Genomic DNA, 16698 nt, shown 5'->3' with positions numbered 1-16698 from the left:
TCGATAAGCAGGCTACTTAGTTCTTCTGCTTCAACCGCTGTATCAGCATGTCGTTAAACGTCCGCTCCGCCTTGTACAGCTCAATCACCTGGCTGGCCGTTATTACTTTTAAAAACTTGTTTTGATATTCCTTTTCCAGATCGAGCTCCTTCTGACGGAGTTCCTGGACTTCTTTCAGGTTGTCGAGCACGGCCTCGTCGTTCTGGCCTTCTGCTTTTTTATCATTGATGATCTTGCGCTGTGCCCGATGGATTTCCCGCCTTTTCTGCGCATATTCGTTGTACATGGGCCAGAAACCCGTCGATTGCTCGGGTGTCAGGTTGAGGCGGTTGGTAATAATCGCCACCTTGGCGTCCTGAATGCGTTTTATTTCTTCCTCGGAACGGCGCTGGGCCTGGGCTGTCGATATAGCGCCAATGAACAGGAGCAAAAGAGCAAAAGTGTTCCGATACCGCTTCAATTTAGATTGTAAGTTCATTTCGATTGTTCGTTAGGGTCAAATCTTGTCCGGGGCAACCATGTTTTCCTCCAACTGCTGGCGAAGAAAATCGTCGTCCAGGCCATCCAGGTAGTTCAGCACAGTCGAATCGGATTCAAATGCTTTCTGAACCACTTTGTGCTCGCTTAAATCGTAATAACTAATGTCCTGCTCTTCCAGGTAACTGATGATAGAGGCGTTGCTGATGCCGCTCAAAGGCTCTTGCCCCAGCGATCCCTGGCGCTCGGGTACCGTCACCCACACCAGCACGAGAATCAGTGCTGATGCCGCCGCCAGCCCGACAGACCGCTGCCACGACCAGCTGACAAGGCGTTTGCGAACGGGCTCTGCCGGAATCCGGGACTGGATCATCTGAGGCAGCTTGTCAAAATAACCTTCCGGCACGGTAAAGGGCGTCTCCCTTTTCAGATCATCCAGCCGTATACGTTTTTTGTCCATGATAATTTATATTTCCTGTCTTGTGAAGGTTTGACCAACGTGGTTTCAAATAGTTTAATCCGTGTCGTTCAAAAAATCCTCAATTTTTTTGGAAGCCCAATGATATGAGGCTTTTAGCGCACCGACGGACGTTCCGGTAATCTCCGAAATCTCTTCATAGGGCAATTCTTCAAAATATTTGAGGTTAAATACCAATCTTTGCTTTTCTGGTAATTTTAATAATGCCTTCTGCAATTTGAGCTGGATGGCGTCGCCGCTTACGTCGGGGTCGGCTTCCAGTTTTTCGCTCAACTCATTCTCGACGTCGTAGATCGGAATGAAATATTTCCGCCGCTTTTTATTCAAAAAATTGATGGCTTCGTTGCTTGCGATGCGATATAGCCAGGTGTACAATTTCGCATCGCCGCGGAAATTTTCTAGCGCCGACCATGCCTTGATAAATACATCCTGGGTAATGTCGTTGGCATCGTCATGATCCACCACCATCTTGCGTACCAGCCAATATACTTTTTGCTGGTACTTCCGCACCAGCTGATTGAAAGCGTTCCTCCGCGTTTCGGGATTTTCAAAAAGGGATAATAATTCTTCGTCGGACATTTAATCAGTATTAACCTGATCGTTTTTTTACAGAGAACTCCGCGTGACCAATATCTGTACCTGAGCCCGAAGTCAACGCCGACCAATAATAGTTTATTTTTTCGTGCAGGACAAATAACAGAGCTCTGAGATAGCAAAAATGGCATTTTGCACTCTCAGAGCTCAATCTAATCTATTGATTAATCTGATTTGATCAATATTCAGATTTGATCAATCTTATCTAATCTCTAATCAATTCCCGTCGACTTAAGTCGACGGCAAGGCGATGCATTTTTGAGATGTCGTCCCGCAAAAATACGCAAGATGCCTTTTTAATCCGATTCCGTCGACTTGAGTCGACGGGAAAAGGGGAATGGGAATCGGGGATTGGATTATTTTTCTATTATTTCCTCGCGATGGCGCGTTTGGCTGCTTCTACGATGTGCTTCGCATCCAGACCGTATTTTTGGAGCAATTGCGCTGGTGTACCGCTTTCGCCGAAACTGTCGTTCACGGCCACATATTCTTGCGGAACGAGCTTGTTCTTAACCAACACCTGCGCAACGCTGTCGCCCAGGCCGCCGATGCGGTTGTGTTCCTCGGCTGTCACCACGCAACCTGTTTTCGCCACCGATTTCAGGATCGCTTCTTCGTCCAGGGGTTTGATGGTGTGGATATTGATGATCTCGGCATTGATCCCCTCTGCTTCGAGAATTTCGCCAGCCTGGATCGCCTCCCATACCATGTGGCCGGTTGCGAAAATACTCACATCGGTTCCTTCGTTCACCATCCATGCCTTACCGATTTCGAACTTCTGATCGGGATCAGTGAAAACGGGGATCACCGGGCGGCCGAAACGCAGGTAAGCAGGACCTTCGTGGTCCGCCAATGCGATGGTAGCCGCTTTGGTTTGGTTATAATCGCACGGGTTAATGACGGTCATGCCCGGAAGCATTTTCATCATACCGATGTCTTCGAGGATCTGGTGGGTAGCACCGTCTTCGCCGAGTGTCAAACCTGCGTGTGAAGCGCAAATTTTTACATTTTTGCCCGAATATGCCACGCTCTGACGGATCTGGTCGTAAACACGGCCCGTTGCGAAGTTTGCGAAGGTAGTCGCGAAAGGGATTTTACCTCCGATCGTCAAACCGGCTGAAACACCGATCATATTCGCTTCGGAAATACCGCATTGGATAAAACGCTCGGGGTTTTCCTTGATGAACGCATCCAGTTTCAAGGAACCGACGAGGTCGGCGCAAAGCGCCACAACGTCAGGATTTTGTTGTCCCAGCACCTGCATTCCGGCACCGAAACCCGAACGGGTATCTTTCTTCTCAGTGAAGGTGTATTTTTTCATTTTTGATATATCTGTTTATAAAACCGCGCATCACCGCCGGTCCGGTATTAATAATCTCCCAAAGTTTCTTCCAGCTGAGCCAGTGCCGCCGCCAATTGCTCGTCGTTCGGCGCTACACCGTGCCATTTGTGGCTGCCCATCATGAAGTCGACACCATAGCCCATTCCGGTATGGAGCAATACCATAATCGGTCTTCCATGTCCCAAACGGCCCTTGGCTTCGTACAGGCCTTTCAGTACCGCCGCCATGTCGTTTCCTTCTTCGATCGAGATTACTTCCCATCCGAATGCCTCGTATTTGGCACCCAGGTCGCGGTTGTTCATTACCTTGACGGTCGGGCCATCGATTTGCTGGCCGTTCAGGTCGATGAATGCGATGAGATTATCCACCTGGTGATGCGGCGCGAAAGTAGCGGCTTCCCAAACCTGGCCTTCCTGCTGCTCGCCGTCGCCCATCAGTACATATACGATTCCTTTGTCGTTATTCAATTTCTTGGCCGTTGCGGCGCCCAATGCGACCGACAACCCCTGACCCAGCGAGCCCGACGCGATGCGGATACCTTCGAGGTGCTCGTGCGTGGTGGGATGTCCTTGCAGACGTGAGTCCAGCTTACGGAAAGTAGCCAGCTCTGATACGGGAAAATATCCCCTGCGTGCCAGCACGCTGTACCAAACCGGGGAAATGTGGCCATTCGAAAGGAAGAAAAGGTCTTCGTCCCTGCCGTTCATATCGAATACGACCTTGCCATCCTGCTCTTTAAGCTTCATGCGCTCAAAATACAATGCTACCAACAATTCGGTGCAGCCCAGCGACCCGCCAGGGTGTCCCGACTGACAACCATGTACCATTCGTACGATGTCCCTGCGAACCTGGGATGCTACTTTTTCTAATTGTTCAATTTCCATTTTTATTTATTTTCTATTGGACTGTCCTTAATCGGGTTACCCGAAGCGGGACGATTTAGGCGGCGTAAATCTCCTGCTATTCGGAATGTTAAAATGACTGATTCTTATTCAGTTTTTCCAAGAATTTGATCAGTGTGTTTCGACGATTCCACTTTGGAAATGATCTCCTCGATGATCCCTTTTTTGTTGATGACGAAAGTTGTGCGAAGTACACCCATATAGGTCCGTCCGAACAATGTTTTTTCTCCCCATACGCCGTAGGCTTCTGCCATTTTGTGATCCGCGTCTGCCAGAAGGGGAAAGGGGAGGCCATATTTTTTGATAAACCGCTGGTGCGATTTCTCGCTGTCGGGGCTTACCCCGAACACCTTGTAACCTTTTTTCAGGAGTGCCCCGTAATTATCGCGGATATTGCAGGCCTGATTGGTGCACGTTGGCGTATTATCCTTCGGGTAAAAGTACAAAACGACTTTTTCTCCTTTCAAATCCGACAGTTTTACTTCTTTTCCATCCTGGTCTTTTACTGAAAATGCGGGTGCGGGGTCACCGATTTGTAGTCCCATAATCTATCTTCTACGTTTTCTGGTTTTCTTGGGTTTAACAACCAGGTCCACCAATTCTGTTCGCAAGATAGTACTATTTCCCGCCCTATCCGTCACTTCCAGCACGAGTTCTCCTTCAAATGGCCGGGAGTCATCGAGTTTCTCCGACCAGATATAGCCTTTTTTGAAATCATAATTCAATAAAAACCATTCGCCGTTCACCAACGCCTTAAAATTGGCGATCCCCGACAACCCGTCGCCAACATACCCGCGAATGCGATGCCTGCTATGCTCGATCACGCGTACACGCGGCGGGACGGTATCCTGCTGAATCACAAACGTACCCAGTTCGCGGGTGTCGAAACGAATCCTGTCGCCATCCCATTCACCTCCTAGGAACCGGTAATCACCATTCAGGTAACGGTACACATACGTGCGCGATTTGTCCTCCGGCGCTTTTTCGGGCGTGAACGTGACGTGAATGTAGTCATTCAATGCAGTGCCGCGGTTATTGATGGTCAATGCGTTGAAATTGCGTTGCCCCATCAGGAAGAGCGTATCGAACAAGCTGGTATTATTAAAATCCACCGACCATTTCTCCTCCGCGAATGACGTCGCGACGCCGGGCAATATCCGGCTACGCAGGAAAGTCTTCACGGTCGTCGACCCGATTTTGACCGAGTCCGGCATCTGCTCCCTCAAATCAGCCAGAAAGACAGCCGATTCGCCCGCATACAGGTTCGGCGCTTTTTTCTCTTCTTTTCCCTTTACATAGAATATTGCCAACGGCTCCTGGCTTCGGTAATATTTGGCTTTCACCACCAATGTATTCTCCCTGACTTCCGTTTGCACATATTCCGGGTTCACTTCGGTGTTAAAAACCGGCAGGGGCTGGTTTTGTACCTCTCCTTTGATCGTAAATACCAGCTCCGAAAAGTTCTCGTACGAATCCGAAATCCGCACTTTCACCTCGTGGCTCAGCGTATCGGCAATATTCAGCTTCCCGTTGATCGCATTGGTTTTATATAAATTAAACCGATTGCCATCGGGAACGTAGCATTTCAGAAAGCGCTGGCCCGTCGCCTGCTCGGTTTCATAGTCGATCAGGTTGTTATAATCGCGCGTCGAGGCGTTTGGAAATACTTCAATGTTGTAGGAAAACACTTCCTGCCCGTCCATCTTGATCTCGATGCATTGCAAACCATAACGGAAACCGGTGCCGGTCATCTGGTCGTAGGCTATCAGGTCCAGCCCGACGATGCCCGTCGCGGAAACCGGCTCCTGCAAGCGCCAGGTGCCGTCTTTGAGTTTTACGGGCGTGTAAACTCTCCTGTCGAACTGCCCGTTAACCCGGCCGTTGATATCCAGCGGACGGATAGCCAGGCTCACGAATTTCGGCGGTGTAACGTCCTTGATCTCGTTAAATCCAAAATACAGCGGGTTCAGGTAATTATCTTTCGAATCGCGCACTTCGAAATGCAAATGCGGACCGGCGGAACCACCCGTGTTACCCGAAAGCGCGATTACCTCGCCCTTCCTGAATGTAAACCGGCCCGCTTCGGGAAACAGGTCGATTTCAAATGTCTGCTTTTTGTATTGTTCCTGACGTACCCATGATGCCAGCGGGTCGCTGAATTTCAGCAAATGGCCGTAAACTGTCGTTTGCCCGTTGGGATGCCGCAAATAGATTACATTCCCGTAGCCCGTCCGCTGAACGGCCACTTTATACACATAACCTTCCGCGGCCGCATATACAGGCAAACCCTCTCGCTGCTGCGTACGGATGTCGAGCCCGGCGTGAAAGTGGTTACTGCGCAAATCGCCCAGTCCGCCTGCCAGGGAGTTTGGCAAGCCGGGACGAATCGGAAACTGGTAGTAACCTTTGGGATACGACTGTTTTTGAGCCAAAGAAACCTGCGCAACACCTGCCAAACCCAATGCAAACAGTCCTGAACGGACAAATGCCCGAAAATAATGACGCATGAAAAAGTGCATGATAGTCGGTACTTCGACCGGGTGATATGAAGAGTACGGTTTACTTAACGAACAGTTCGAGCATCTTCTTGCCTTCGATCGAGGCCGTCAGCTTGTCGCCGATCTGCACCGGGCCTACACCTTTCGGTGTGCCTGTGAAGATCAGGTCACCGGTTTTGAGCATAAAGTATTTGGAAACAAAAGAGATCAGGTAATTAATGCGGTAAATCATCAGGGAAGAGTTCCCGCTCTGCCGCGTCTGCCCGTTCACGTCCAGGCTGAAATTAATGTCCTGAATATCGGCAAAATCGGAGACCGGCACAAAATCCGATACCGGCGCGGAGCCGTTGAACGCCTTTGCCAGCTCCCAGGGAAGCCCCTTCGCTTTCAGCTCCGATTGGAGGTCGCGGGCAGTAAAATCGATACCGATACCGATCTCGTTATAGTATTTATGCGCGAACTTTTCTTCGATATTTTTCCCTGCCCGGTTGATTTTCACGACCAGTTCCACTTCATAATGAACGTCTTTTGAAAATTCGGGGTAGTAAAAATCCTCGCCGGGGCGAAGTTGTGCGGTTTCAGGTTTCAGGAATATAACCGGGGAGTCGGGCGTCTGATTGTTGAGTTCGGCGATATGCTCCGCGTAATTCCGGCCTACACAAATAATTTTCATCAGGGGATAAATGCTAATTTAAAAGGAATGAACGTCAGGGACAAAGCTACTTACAAAGCCGGCACCCCACAATATCTGTTACAATTTTTCAGCCGGAATGCAGTTAAAATAATAGGATAATGCCGGCGTCTCCCGGTGCCGCGTATGAACCGGCGCCCTGCCGGTGAAGCAAACAGCGCGGGCTTCCCGCTGGTCGCCCCAAATACATTAATCGCTATTTTTGAAAAGAAATCAGGCCAATTCCGCTTACGCATGAAGAAGTACCTTTCCCAATCCCATTCCTGCACGATTTTTACGCTCCTGATCACCACATTGCTGTTTTCCTGCGATACGCTTCGCAAAACACCCGAAAGAAACACAGCCTCGCGCGGCGCGGCCTCACGGAGCGCGGTGGCGCGCGGTCGTACCACCCCCGCCCGCAGGCCCGTGACGAAAGCCCCCGCACGAAAACCGGCCCCTTCACGAAGCGCATCAACGACCTATAACCGCCCGGCCGGCACTGCCAATATCCCTCAGGTTGTGCAAATAGCCCGTACCTATACCGGCACGCCTTACCGCTCCGGCGGAAATGATAAAAGCGGTATCGATTGCTCCGGGCTGATCTGTCAGGTCTACTCCGAAATCGGAGTAAAAGTCCCTCGCATCTCCTGGCAACAATCCGAATTCGGGCAGGAGGTCGCGAAAGTCGAAGATATCCAACCCGGCGACTGGCTGTTTTTTGTACCCGAAGCCGGTAAGGAAGGCTATGTATCCCACGCCGGCATCGTCACCGATGTTCGCGGGCGGGATGAGATCATCTTTATCCATGCCTCAACCTCCCGCGGCGTTCGGGAGGACAACCTGTTTTCGACTTATTTCAAGGGAAGATTTGTAAAAGCCATGCGCCCCTTCTGACCCCGACCGTTCGGTAACAGCCTGTTAATAAATGACGGACGCGATAGGGGGAACGGGAATTATGATTGTCTTTTTACGAGATTTGCAGCCGTTACTCAATTTCCTTTCCCAATGCAAGACACCATCGCTCCTCCGCCGACAGTCGGCGACCGGACACTAACTGCTGTTTCGGGCATCCCTATTTACATTTTTGCCACGGTATTCGCGTCGTTTTGCGTTATTACCGGGCTTATCTGGGACATTTGCTGGCATATGAGCATCGGCCGTGACGGATTGTTATCGCCGCCACATTTGGTCATTTACCTGGGCGCCGTCGTGGCCGGGTTATTTTCGGGTTACGAAATCCTGAGGAAAACATTCCGCGGAAGCGATGCGGAAAAAGCGGCCAGCGTCAGGATCTGGGGCTTCTTTTACAGTTCGCTTGGTTCGCTGTTCTGTGTTTGGGGGGGCACTTTCGATGCTAACCTCCGCCCCTTTCGACGACTGGTGGCACAATACCTACGGCCTCGACGTGACAATTCTTTCGCCGCCGCATACCGTGCTGATCTTGGGCATTATCGGCATTCAGTTCGGGGCGATGGTCAGCGTGATAGCGGTGAAGAATCAAATGAGCATGGCCCATCGCTTTATACGGGAGGGAACGGGAGACCCAGACAAACTGCTTTTCGGGCTTTTTGCGCTTTCCGCAGGCTTTTTACTCACTATTTGGTTTACATTGATATCCGAAGAACTGGGACGGATGCAGGCACACCGTTCAAGTTATTACATATTTGCCGGCGCCGCATTTCCTTTACTTTTAATGGCGGTAGGCAAAGCGGTTTCGCACAAATGGGCAATTACCGCCGTTACGGGCGTTTATACCGCTTTAATGCTCGGTACCCTGTGGATCATTCCGCTCTTCCCGGCCGAACCGAAGCTGGGGCCGATCCTGAACCATATTACCCATTACCAGGGCTTCCATTTCCCGCTCCTGTTGATTGCCCCCGCGATTGTAACCGATATACTTCGTCGCCGCTTCGCATACTGGAATGACTGGAAACTGACATTATTGCTTGGTACCGCTTTTCTGGCAGTCTTTTTTGTGGTACAATGGCTTTTCGGAGGTTTCCTGATGGAATCGCCCTACGCGCGCAACTGGTTCTTTGGCAGTCACTACTGGTATTTCGGGAATGATCCCAACTGGCAGTACCGCTATAAATTCGCGCCGTGGATGGTCGAGGAAACGCCGGAGCTCCTCAAAGGGCTCGGCATTGCATTGGCATTGACATTAATCTCAACCCGCATCGGATTGGCGTGGGGTAACTGGATGCACCGGATTCAACGATGAAAAAGTATCTCTCCCTCATTCTCCTTTTACTGCAAAGCGTTGCCTCCCACGCGCATGTAGGTAGCTCCGGTGTGCAAATGCAGGCGCAAGCAGGTGTTTACAAAGTGCTCGTGAGCGTTACGCCGCCGGATGTCATCCCCGGCACGGCACAGGTTTCTGTTTTTATCGAAAACGGCGAACCTCAAAAAGTATCGGTCCGGCCGATTTACTTTTATTCAGGTGACAAGGGAGCCCCTACGGCCGATCCCCTGTCGCCGGTTGCGGGCGGGAAAGGTCAGTTCCAGGGGATAGTATGGCTGATGGAATGGGGCTCGTCGAGCGCACAGATCACGATTGAGGGAAAACAGGGAAAGGAGGAGCTTATTATACCGGTCGTTGCGGTGTCGACCGCCGAGCGTAGCATGCCGAAAGGGCTGGGTATCGGTCTGGGCATTGTGGGATTATTGCTTTTCCTGCTAATGATCACCACCATCGGCGCCAGCGTGAGCGACGGCCTCCTGAAACCCGGCCAGAGCCTGACGGCCGCCCGGAAAAGAAAGCGCTGGATCAATATGGGCATTGCTACCGTGGTGTGTTCGCTTATTTTGTACGGCGGAAGCAGTTGGTGGGATAGCTGGGCAGCCGAGTACAGGCAATGGCTGTACAAACCATTGAACGCAAAAACCGCCGTAGTCGAAGCAGATTCCCGGCGTGTATTTCAATTAAAAATAGACACCACCAACTGGGACCGCCGCCTGAAAGGAAGTATGCTGAGCACTTTGATACCCGATCACGGCAAGATCATGCACACATTCCTGGTCCGCACGCCGGGGCTGGATGCATTCGCGCACGTCCACCCCGACCGCAAAGACAGCCTGACATTCGAAGCCGCGCTACCCGATCTTCCGGCAGGAAAATATCTTGTGTATTCGGATATCGTGCAATACTCCGGATTCGCGGAAACGATCGTCGATACACTGGTAATCGATCCGCCGAAGGCACCCGCGAAGGTGCTTGCGGCATTATCGGAAGACGATACCTACATTACTACCGACCCGCTCGATGCACCCGGCAGGGCCCCTATGGGTGAGAACGTCGTTATTTGCGGAAAGCCTGGCACCAAAACGGTTTTTAAAGACGGTTCGTACGCCATTTGGGAAGGCAAACCCGACAAGCCGCTCGAAGCCGGAAAGCCTTATCAGCTCAATTTTGAAATATATAATCCCGACAACAGCCCCTGCTTCCCCGAACCATACCTGGGAATGCTCGGCCACGCGGTGGTTATGCGGTCCGACGGCTCGGTTTACATTCACCTGCACCCCAGCGGCTCCTATTCGGTGGCGGCTGAACAATCGTTCGAAAGCCGCATTTCTGACACCGCCCACGTAGCCAAATGGCCGAAACCGGATGTTTTTCGCGACAGTATCGACAGGCATCTCGCCAAACTCGCGGCCATGCCGACCGTCGACCGCGAAATATTCCTGATGCAGGAAATGGGTATGTACAAAGTCACCGAAAGCGGCATGACCGGCATGGAACATGGCACACGCATTTCATTCCCCTATTCATTCCCGAAAAGTGGTCGGTACCGGATATTCCTGCAAATCAAACGAAATGAAAAAGTGCTGACCGGCGCTTTCGACGTGAAGGTCGCCGATCCGGCCACATTATAGCCTCCCGAAAAGCGCAGCGATCTTGTCGTACGAAAGGTCGCTGTAATCATTTACATATAAATTACACGGCGGCAGCTCGTCGCGCGTGTGCGAACTGAGCACGCCTACTACACGCATGCCCGCGTTGAGCGCGGCGGAAACACCCGAGAATGAATCTTCGAACACAACGCATTGGTCCGGCGAAACGCCCAGGTTGCGCGCAGATGTGAGATAAACTTCCGGATCGGGCTTGTGTTTGCTGACGTCCTCGCTGGCCAGAACAGAACCCAGCATTTCCCTGATCGGCACTTTACTCACGATCAGATCGAGATTAGCCCGTGGAGCCGATGTAGCTACACCGAGCACCGCGCCATTCCCCTTCAAATCCTGCATGAATTCGACAATGCCCTTGATCGGTTCCACGTAGGGCGCATACAATTCACGGAAAAGCCCTTCCTTTTCCTCTTCCATTTGCAATAATTCCTCTCCTTCTACAACACGCTGCAAAAAGTGGCTCAGAATGTAGCTATTGCTTTTACCGTACATGTGCTCGGCAAATTCCTCTTCGGTAGGCGAAAGGTTTCTTTTGGAAAAAAACTCGCGGAACGCGCGCGAATGATAGGGATTCGTATGGACGATTACGCCGTCCATGTCAAAAATGACAGCTATTTTTTCTTTCATAATACAAAGTTAGCCATTGACAGACCTTCCTGAAAATCAAACCCGGTCGCAAAAGCCGCGACGTACCCTGAAATAGTTTTACAAAAACAAATCAAACTTTTTTTACAAACAACTGGCCTTTTTATTGAGCATTCTATTAAATTTACCAGCGACGCCCCACACTAATTGCCCGAAACTTCCTTTACATTCAACGTTATAATACATTTCAGATCACTTACCCTACCCAATTTCGCATAATTAATTGCAGTGTATGAATGAATTAGAACGAGCTGGCAACGGAGTTAACGGCCAGGCGCTTTCGAAACCGAAAACACTTACCTCCCTCGAAGTGTATGATCAGTATGGAGCAATGGCCTACGGTATTATCCTGCAAATTTTACCCCAGATCCACCTGGCGCAGGAAGTTCTGGTAAGCGTATTCTCCTCTCCGCAATTGCAATCCTGTAATAGCTATCCCTTTACTTTTGCGGTCTGCGTTATCAAGCTCGCGCGGGCAAAAGCGGTGGAAGCCAAGCGTAAGCTAACGGCCCTCGCGCCTGCCGGAGCCGAATACACCAGCGGGGATGCCTCGCCTCGGAGCGTTTTCGACCTTGCGTTTCGCCAGGGTTTTACGCCGGAGGAAGTTGCCGGAAAACTGAATATATCCAAAACCGAGGTACTTCGTTCTTTCCACGAATTTTTCAAATCCTATCGCAACGCATAAAGGCTCACGCAAATTGGACAAGCAGGAATTTATAGAAAGCGGTATGCTCGAATCGCATCTAATGGGGCTTACCAACGAGGAAGAACAGGCGCAGGTTGCGGCAATGATGCGGATGGACGAGGAACTGTCCGGGTATGTGGGTGAATTGGAAGAAGATATCAAACGCTACTTTGCGGAAGGGTCGGTACCGCCTCCCGAGGCTGTGAGGGAAATCATATTGCTGAGAAGTATTCGCGAAAAAAAGGCCGCCAGAGCCACTATTCCGGCGAAACGGCAAATCCCGGCCAATATCTCGATATAGAAGTCAACGATACGCACATGAAAGTGCACAAGTTGTGGCGTCCGGCGTTTATCGCGGTTTTTATCCTTTCCAAAATCTTCCTGATCGCCGGTTTGTACTTCTATTTCAAATCGGTAGCGCAACAGGAGGAGCTCGAAAAGATCAAAACCGAAATGCGGGCGGACAACAAGTAAAGTATTAACCTGTACACACGAAAGCCGGCGGACCTTATGATCCGACCGGCTTTTTTTAAGTTTTGTCCAATTCCCCTATTTCAGGAAGGCGCGGAGCATCCAGGCCATTTTCTCGTGCTCCCTCAGAAGTCCGGTCACATAATCACTTGAGCCCAGGTCTTTATACGTGTCCGCGAACTCGGTTATGAGGTTACGCAGGATGCGAATAATCGTTTCGTGGTCGTCCAGCAGGTTTTGCAGCTGGGTTTTCTCATCGGTCGTGTATTCGGGTTCGAGCAGGTCGGTCAGCTTGAGAATATCCGCCAGACGGGCCTCCGAGTAGTGGCCGATAGCGCGGATACGCTCCGCAATGTCGTCCAGGATAACCTGTAACTGCTCGTATTGTCCTTCGAACAGCTTGTGCAGTTCAAAGAAGTTCATTCCACCGATGTTCCAGTGATAGTTGCGGGTTTTGGTATAAAGTACAAATTCGTTGGCGAGCAGTTTATTCAATTGATAGGCAACCGCCCGGGTATGCTCATCCGATATTCCGATGTTGGTTTTCATGCGTCTTCGTATTGATATGGTTAATTGTGTTGAATATATACGGAACCAAAGCTAACCGGCAAAAAGTTGCCCTGCAATGCCAATATATGCGATTTTGATGACTTTTTTTACCGCTTGAAAATTGGTGCACGATATATTGTTACCAAAGCTCGGTTCTTCCGTATAGGTAGGAAAGAATTGTTATATTTGTTAACCTATCGTTTATGAAAGACAGCGAAAGAATCAGTAACCTCGAAGAGATGCTCGCCGAAATTCTCATGCGCTTCGACCGCGTCGACGCCGACCTTCTGGAACTCCGCAAGGGACAATCTCAAACGATTGGCCGGATGGACTCGTTGGAAGAAAACATGCGGGACCTCGCCAAACACATGTTTCTGCTCAATGACCGGCAGACAATGGTAGAAAACACTATGCGTGATATTTCAGCCATGAACAGAATTATACTCGAAAAAATGGAGAGGATGGCGACAAAAGATGATCTGGAATCTATGGCCACAAAGGATGATCTTATCAAACTGTTTGATTTCGTTGTTGACCGCTTCAACAAAACTGACACCAGATTGGATGATATCGACAAGCGCCTCGAAAATCTTGAAAAACGAAACGATAGTGATCCCGATAATCCGAAATCTTAACTACTCATCAGTTCCCAGTATAATATGTTCCCATTCCGCGTAGGGCAAGGCTACGATGTTCATCAGTTGGTTGAAGGCCGGCCCTTTTGGCTCGGCGGTATTCTAATCCCCCATACACATGGTGCCAAAGGGCATTCCGACGCCGATGTGATTTGCCACGTCATGTGCGACGCATTGCTGGGCGCGGCCAATCTCCGCAATATCGGTTACCATTTTTCCGACAAAGACCCGCAATGGAAGGGCGTCGACAGCAAGATACTTTTGGCCAAAGTACTGGAAATGGTCCGTGAAAAAGGTTACGAGGTAGGGAATGTGGATGTAACCGTCGTAGTGCAAAACCCGAAACTTAACCCGCACATTCCGGCCATGAAGACCTGCCTGGCGAAGGTTACCGGCATTTCAGAGGAAGATATATCGATCAAGGCAACCACGTCCGAGCACCTGGGATTTGTAGGAAGGGAGGAGGGCATCGCCGCGCATTGTGTTGCCCTGATCTATAAACCCGGCGCGCTTCCGGGCAATGCACAGTCAACGATCCTGTAAATGATAGATCCGCATGAAAAAAGTACTACTGTTCCTCTTGTCAATAGGTTCCACACTCAGCGCGTGCGCGCAGCAACAATCCGCGCCTCTCGCCGAACAGCCGCTCGGTTTCGAAGAATATGACCCCGTATCCACGCTGAAAGTCGAAGAGCACCCATTGAAAAAAGCGAAATTCCCGTTTATCGACGTCCATAACCACCAATACCAGATGCCCACACAGGATCTGAAAGCGCTGGTGCGGCAAATGGACGAGTTGAATATGGGAATCATGGTCAATCTCAGCGGCCGGGGGTGGTCACAGGAATGGGCGGAAGGTACCGCCACTCTGAAAGGCGCGCTCGAAAATGTAGCGAAAAACGAACCCAAACGCATTGCTGTTTTTACCAATCTTCAATTCAAAGGATTCGGTGAAAAAGACTGGTCTGAGAAAGCGGTAAAACAATTGGAAGAAGACGTAAAAATGGGCGCCAAAGGGTTGAAAATCTATAAAAGTCTGGGTTTTGCGGGCATTAAGGACGACAAAGGCAATCGCGTACCAGTAAGCGACCGGCGGCTCCAACCCGTTTGGCAGAAATGCGGCGAATTGGGCATTCCCGTACTCATTCACACCGCCGACGTCCCGTCGTTCTGGGACCCCATGGACCGCTACAACGAACGCTGGCTCGAACTCAAAACCCACCCCGGACGTAAACGCGGGCCCAACGATCCCATCCCGTTCGATTCGCTGATCGCCGAACAGCACCACATTTTCAGGATGAACCCGAAGACGACGTTCATTAACGCGCACATGGGATGGTACCCCAACAATCTTAAAAAGCTCGACAGCCTGATGGTCGCCTTTCCTAATATGTACGTGGAAATAGGCGCCGTTATCGCCGAACTGGGCCGCCAGCCACGGACTGCGAAGAAGTTTTTCGACAAATATCAGGATCGCGTTCTGTTCGGAAAAGACAGCTGGGTACCTTCCGAATACGCGACCTATTTCAGGGTGCTGGAAACCGAAGACGAATATTTTCCCTATCACAAAAAGTACCACGCGTTCTGGCGTATGTACGGCATGGGATTATCCGATGAAGTTTTAAAGAAGCTCTACTATAAAAATGCCCTGAAAATCATTCCGGGACTCGACAAAAGTCTCTTTCCGAACTGATTTCCAGATTTATTACCTTATTTGAATGCCTTGGCTTCCCGTACTACCGACCGGTATTCGGCTTTGCCGAGGCATTTTTTATAATACTCCTTTGCCCTGGCCTTGTTGCCTGCACGTGCGGAAATGCGCGCGAGGCCGGCGTACGCAAAAGCGTGATATTCCTTTGTGTACTGGTCGTCGTGCGGCGTTTTTAATGCGGCAAGATATTCTCTTTGAGCGGCGGCATCGTTTTTCATGCCCTTTTCTTCCAAAATTCCCTGGAACGTACGCCACGCCACCGGATAGAAGCCCGCATTGTGCTTACGCAGCGACTGGATGCCTTCCTCAGCCTCATTATACTTCCCCGAAAGCAACTGCGCCTCGATGTGTTTCATCAGGAAAATCGGGTTGCGCGGGTACTGGCTAACCAGCTTATCCATATAAAAGACCGCCTTCTCCGGTTTCGTTTCGTATTTCAGGTAAATATGTGAAATATAGTAGCACGACTCCGCCCTGGTGATCGTCCCTACCTTGGTAGCCGTATCGATTTGTTTAAGGCCCAAAGCCTTATCGCCGTTTTTAAAGAATACCAGCAATGGCTTCACGATCGGATGTTCCTCGGGATACACCTCCACGTAATAGTTGTACATTCCCGAAGTAAAATAAAACTCGGGGTTCTTGTTCATCAGCTTAAACCCTTCCACGAATGCGTTATAGGCCTTTTTTGCCCTCGCCCGCCGCGGCCATCATCTCGCCGCGGTAGTTGTACATCATCGCCATATATCCCCGGGCCACCATAGTATAAAATACCGCTTCGGGGTCGAGGCTATTCTTGCCATAACGCTTGTTGATCGCTTCAAGGCACTGGTCCAGCTTCCCGATATATTCCTTCGATTTCGCCGGGTTGTCCTTGATCGGCAGGTATTTCCAGTAAAGAATGAACGAGTCGAGGATATAGGATACGGGATGACCGGGGTATTTCTTTTCCACCTGTTCGATTATCTGCGCCGCTTCGTCGAACTCGTAGTTGTAAATTTTGTCGAGACTGCTCTGAATGTTTTTTAGCGAGGCGGGGTCATTGAGTAGTTGGGCATTGGTCTGGAATGGACATAGGGCAAGAATAATCCCTATGCAAAGGGAATGAAGTGTAATTTGCATGGCTTTCAACTCA

Annotated in this window: 21 protein-coding genes; 9 read left to right on the top strand and 12 right to left on the bottom strand. The window is 50.3% G+C overall.

Features of this window, described 5'->3' with window-relative positions; translation table 11 throughout:
- Nucleotides 1–16: 16 nt before the first annotated feature.
- From ABV298_RS18750 to ABV298_RS18715, 8 genes are all read right to left on the bottom strand, one after another.
- A complete protein-coding gene (locus ABV298_RS18750; RefSeq protein ID WP_353717712.1) occupies nucleotides 17–430 on the bottom strand; it encodes a hypothetical protein in 414 nt (137 codons plus the stop codon).
- A 66-nt stretch (nucleotides 431–496) separates the two neighbouring features.
- Nucleotides 497–937, bottom strand: coding sequence for a hypothetical protein (locus tag ABV298_RS18745; RefSeq protein WP_353717711.1), 441 nt, complete (start codon nucleotides 935–937; stop codon nucleotides 497–499).
- A 54-nt stretch (nucleotides 938–991) separates the two neighbouring features.
- Entirely contained in the window at nucleotides 992–1534 is a 543-nt protein-coding gene (locus ABV298_RS18740; protein WP_353717710.1) for a sigma-70 family RNA polymerase sigma factor, read from the bottom strand.
- A gap of 382 nt (nucleotides 1535–1916) precedes the next feature.
- Complete coding sequence (locus ABV298_RS18735) at nucleotides 1917–2870, bottom strand: transketolase C-terminal domain-containing protein (RefSeq protein WP_353717709.1); 954 nt, start codon at nucleotides 2868–2870, stop codon at nucleotides 1917–1919.
- Between the two features lie 47 nt (nucleotides 2871–2917).
- The gene (locus ABV298_RS18730; protein ID WP_353717708.1) at nucleotides 2918–3775 is read right to left on the bottom strand and encodes a transketolase; all 858 of its coding nucleotides are present in this window, start codon (nucleotides 3773–3775) and stop codon (nucleotides 2918–2920) included.
- A 104-nt stretch (nucleotides 3776–3879) separates the two neighbouring features.
- Nucleotides 3880–4338: a thioredoxin-dependent thiol peroxidase gene (bcp, locus tag ABV298_RS18725; protein WP_353717707.1), complete on the bottom strand. Its 459-nt coding sequence runs from the start codon at nucleotides 4336–4338 to the stop codon at nucleotides 3880–3882.
- Nucleotides 4339–4341: 3 nt separating this feature from the next.
- On the bottom strand, nucleotides 4342–6300 hold the full coding sequence (locus ABV298_RS18720; RefSeq protein ID WP_353717706.1) for a M23 family metallopeptidase: 1959 nt from the start codon (nucleotides 6298–6300) through the stop codon (nucleotides 4342–4344).
- Nucleotides 6301–6352: 52 nt separating this feature from the next.
- Complete coding sequence (locus ABV298_RS18715) at nucleotides 6353–6964, bottom strand: fumarylacetoacetate hydrolase family protein (protein ID WP_353717705.1); 612 nt, start codon at nucleotides 6962–6964, stop codon at nucleotides 6353–6355.
- Between the two features lie 252 nt (nucleotides 6965–7216).
- On the opposite strand from ABV298_RS18715, the gene ABV298_RS18710 reads away from it, so the two are divergent.
- The 3 genes from ABV298_RS18710 (at nucleotide 7217) to ABV298_RS18700 (ending at nucleotide 10837) form a co-directional block, all read left to right on the top strand.
- The gene (locus ABV298_RS18710; RefSeq protein ID WP_353717704.1) at nucleotides 7217–7858 is read left to right on the top strand and encodes an NlpC/P60 family protein; all 642 of its coding nucleotides are present in this window, start codon (nucleotides 7217–7219) and stop codon (nucleotides 7856–7858) included.
- A gap of 457 nt (nucleotides 7859–8315) precedes the next feature.
- The gene (locus ABV298_RS18705; RefSeq protein ID WP_353717703.1) at nucleotides 8316–9185 is read left to right on the top strand and encodes a hypothetical protein; all 870 of its coding nucleotides are present in this window, start codon (nucleotides 8316–8318) and stop codon (nucleotides 9183–9185) included.
- Nucleotides 9182–10837, top strand: coding sequence for a hypothetical protein (locus ABV298_RS18700; RefSeq protein ID WP_353717702.1), 1656 nt, complete (start codon nucleotides 9182–9184; stop codon nucleotides 10835–10837). The genes ABV298_RS18705 and ABV298_RS18700 overlap by 4 nt, the downstream gene beginning before the upstream one ends.
- Here ABV298_RS18700 and ABV298_RS18695 read toward each other — a convergent pair.
- A complete protein-coding gene (locus tag ABV298_RS18695) occupies nucleotides 10832–11497 on the bottom strand; it encodes an HAD family phosphatase (RefSeq protein WP_353717701.1) in 666 nt (221 codons plus the stop codon). The two genes, ABV298_RS18700 and ABV298_RS18695, sit on opposite strands and share 6 nt — an antisense overlap.
- A 250-nt stretch (nucleotides 11498–11747) precedes the next feature.
- Here ABV298_RS18695 and ABV298_RS18690 point away from each other — a divergent pair, with 250 nt between their 5' ends.
- Genes ABV298_RS18690 through ABV298_RS18680 form a run of 3 tightly spaced genes read left to right on the top strand, consistent with a single transcriptional unit; the run spans nucleotide 11748 to nucleotide 12674 of the window.
- Nucleotides 11748–12200 carry a hypothetical protein gene (locus ABV298_RS18690; RefSeq protein WP_353717700.1) on the top strand — a complete coding sequence of 151 codons (453 nt, stop codon included), beginning with the start codon at nucleotides 11748–11750 and terminating at the stop codon, nucleotides 12198–12200.
- 13 nt (nucleotides 12201–12213) lie between these two features.
- A complete protein-coding gene (locus tag ABV298_RS18685) occupies nucleotides 12214–12501 on the top strand; it encodes a hypothetical protein (protein ID WP_353717699.1) in 288 nt (95 codons plus the stop codon).
- Between the two features lie 17 nt (nucleotides 12502–12518).
- Nucleotides 12519–12674 (top strand): hypothetical protein, encoded by a 156-nt coding sequence (locus ABV298_RS18680; protein ID WP_353717698.1) that lies wholly within the window; start codon nucleotides 12519–12521, stop codon nucleotides 12672–12674.
- A 75-nt stretch (nucleotides 12675–12749) separates the two neighbouring features.
- Here the strand turns inward: ABV298_RS18680 and ABV298_RS18675 are convergent, their stop codons facing one another.
- Nucleotides 12750–13220 (bottom strand): DNA starvation/stationary phase protection protein, encoded by a 471-nt coding sequence (locus tag ABV298_RS18675; RefSeq protein ID WP_353717697.1) that lies wholly within the window; start codon nucleotides 13218–13220, stop codon nucleotides 12750–12752.
- A gap of 203 nt (nucleotides 13221–13423) precedes the next feature.
- Here ABV298_RS18675 and ABV298_RS18670 point away from each other — a divergent pair, with 203 nt between their 5' ends.
- Genes ABV298_RS18670 through ABV298_RS18660 form a run of 3 tightly spaced genes read left to right on the top strand, consistent with a single transcriptional unit; the run spans nucleotide 13424 to nucleotide 15548 of the window.
- Nucleotides 13424–13855, top strand: a complete 432-nt coding sequence (locus ABV298_RS18670; RefSeq protein ID WP_353717696.1) for a hypothetical protein — start codon at nucleotides 13424–13426, stop codon at nucleotides 13853–13855.
- 24 nt (nucleotides 13856–13879) lie between these two features.
- Nucleotides 13880–14398 carry a 2-C-methyl-D-erythritol 2,4-cyclodiphosphate synthase gene (gene ispF / locus ABV298_RS18665; RefSeq protein WP_353717695.1) on the top strand — a complete coding sequence of 173 codons (519 nt, stop codon included), beginning with the start codon at nucleotides 13880–13882 and terminating at the stop codon, nucleotides 14396–14398.
- Nucleotides 14399–14411: 13 nt separating this feature from the next.
- Entirely contained in the window at nucleotides 14412–15548 is a 1137-nt protein-coding gene (locus ABV298_RS18660; protein WP_353717694.1) for an amidohydrolase family protein, read from the top strand.
- A gap of 17 nt (nucleotides 15549–15565) precedes the next feature.
- On the opposite strand, the gene ABV298_RS18655 is transcribed toward ABV298_RS18660, so the two are convergent.
- Nucleotides 15566–16213, bottom strand: coding sequence for a hypothetical protein (locus ABV298_RS18655; protein ID WP_353717693.1), 648 nt, complete (start codon nucleotides 16211–16213; stop codon nucleotides 15566–15568).
- Nucleotides 16214–16238: 25 nt separating this feature from the next.
- On the bottom strand, nucleotides 16239–16685 hold the full coding sequence (locus tag ABV298_RS18650; RefSeq protein WP_353717692.1) for a hypothetical protein: 447 nt from the start codon (nucleotides 16683–16685) through the stop codon (nucleotides 16239–16241).
- Between the last annotated feature and the right edge of the window lie 13 nt (nucleotides 16686–16698).

The organism is Dyadobacter sp. 676 (assembly GCF_040448675.1).
Lineage (GTDB): Bacteria > Bacteroidota > Bacteroidia > Cytophagales > Spirosomataceae > Dyadobacter.
This window is presented reverse-complemented; position numbering and strand designations above follow the sequence as displayed.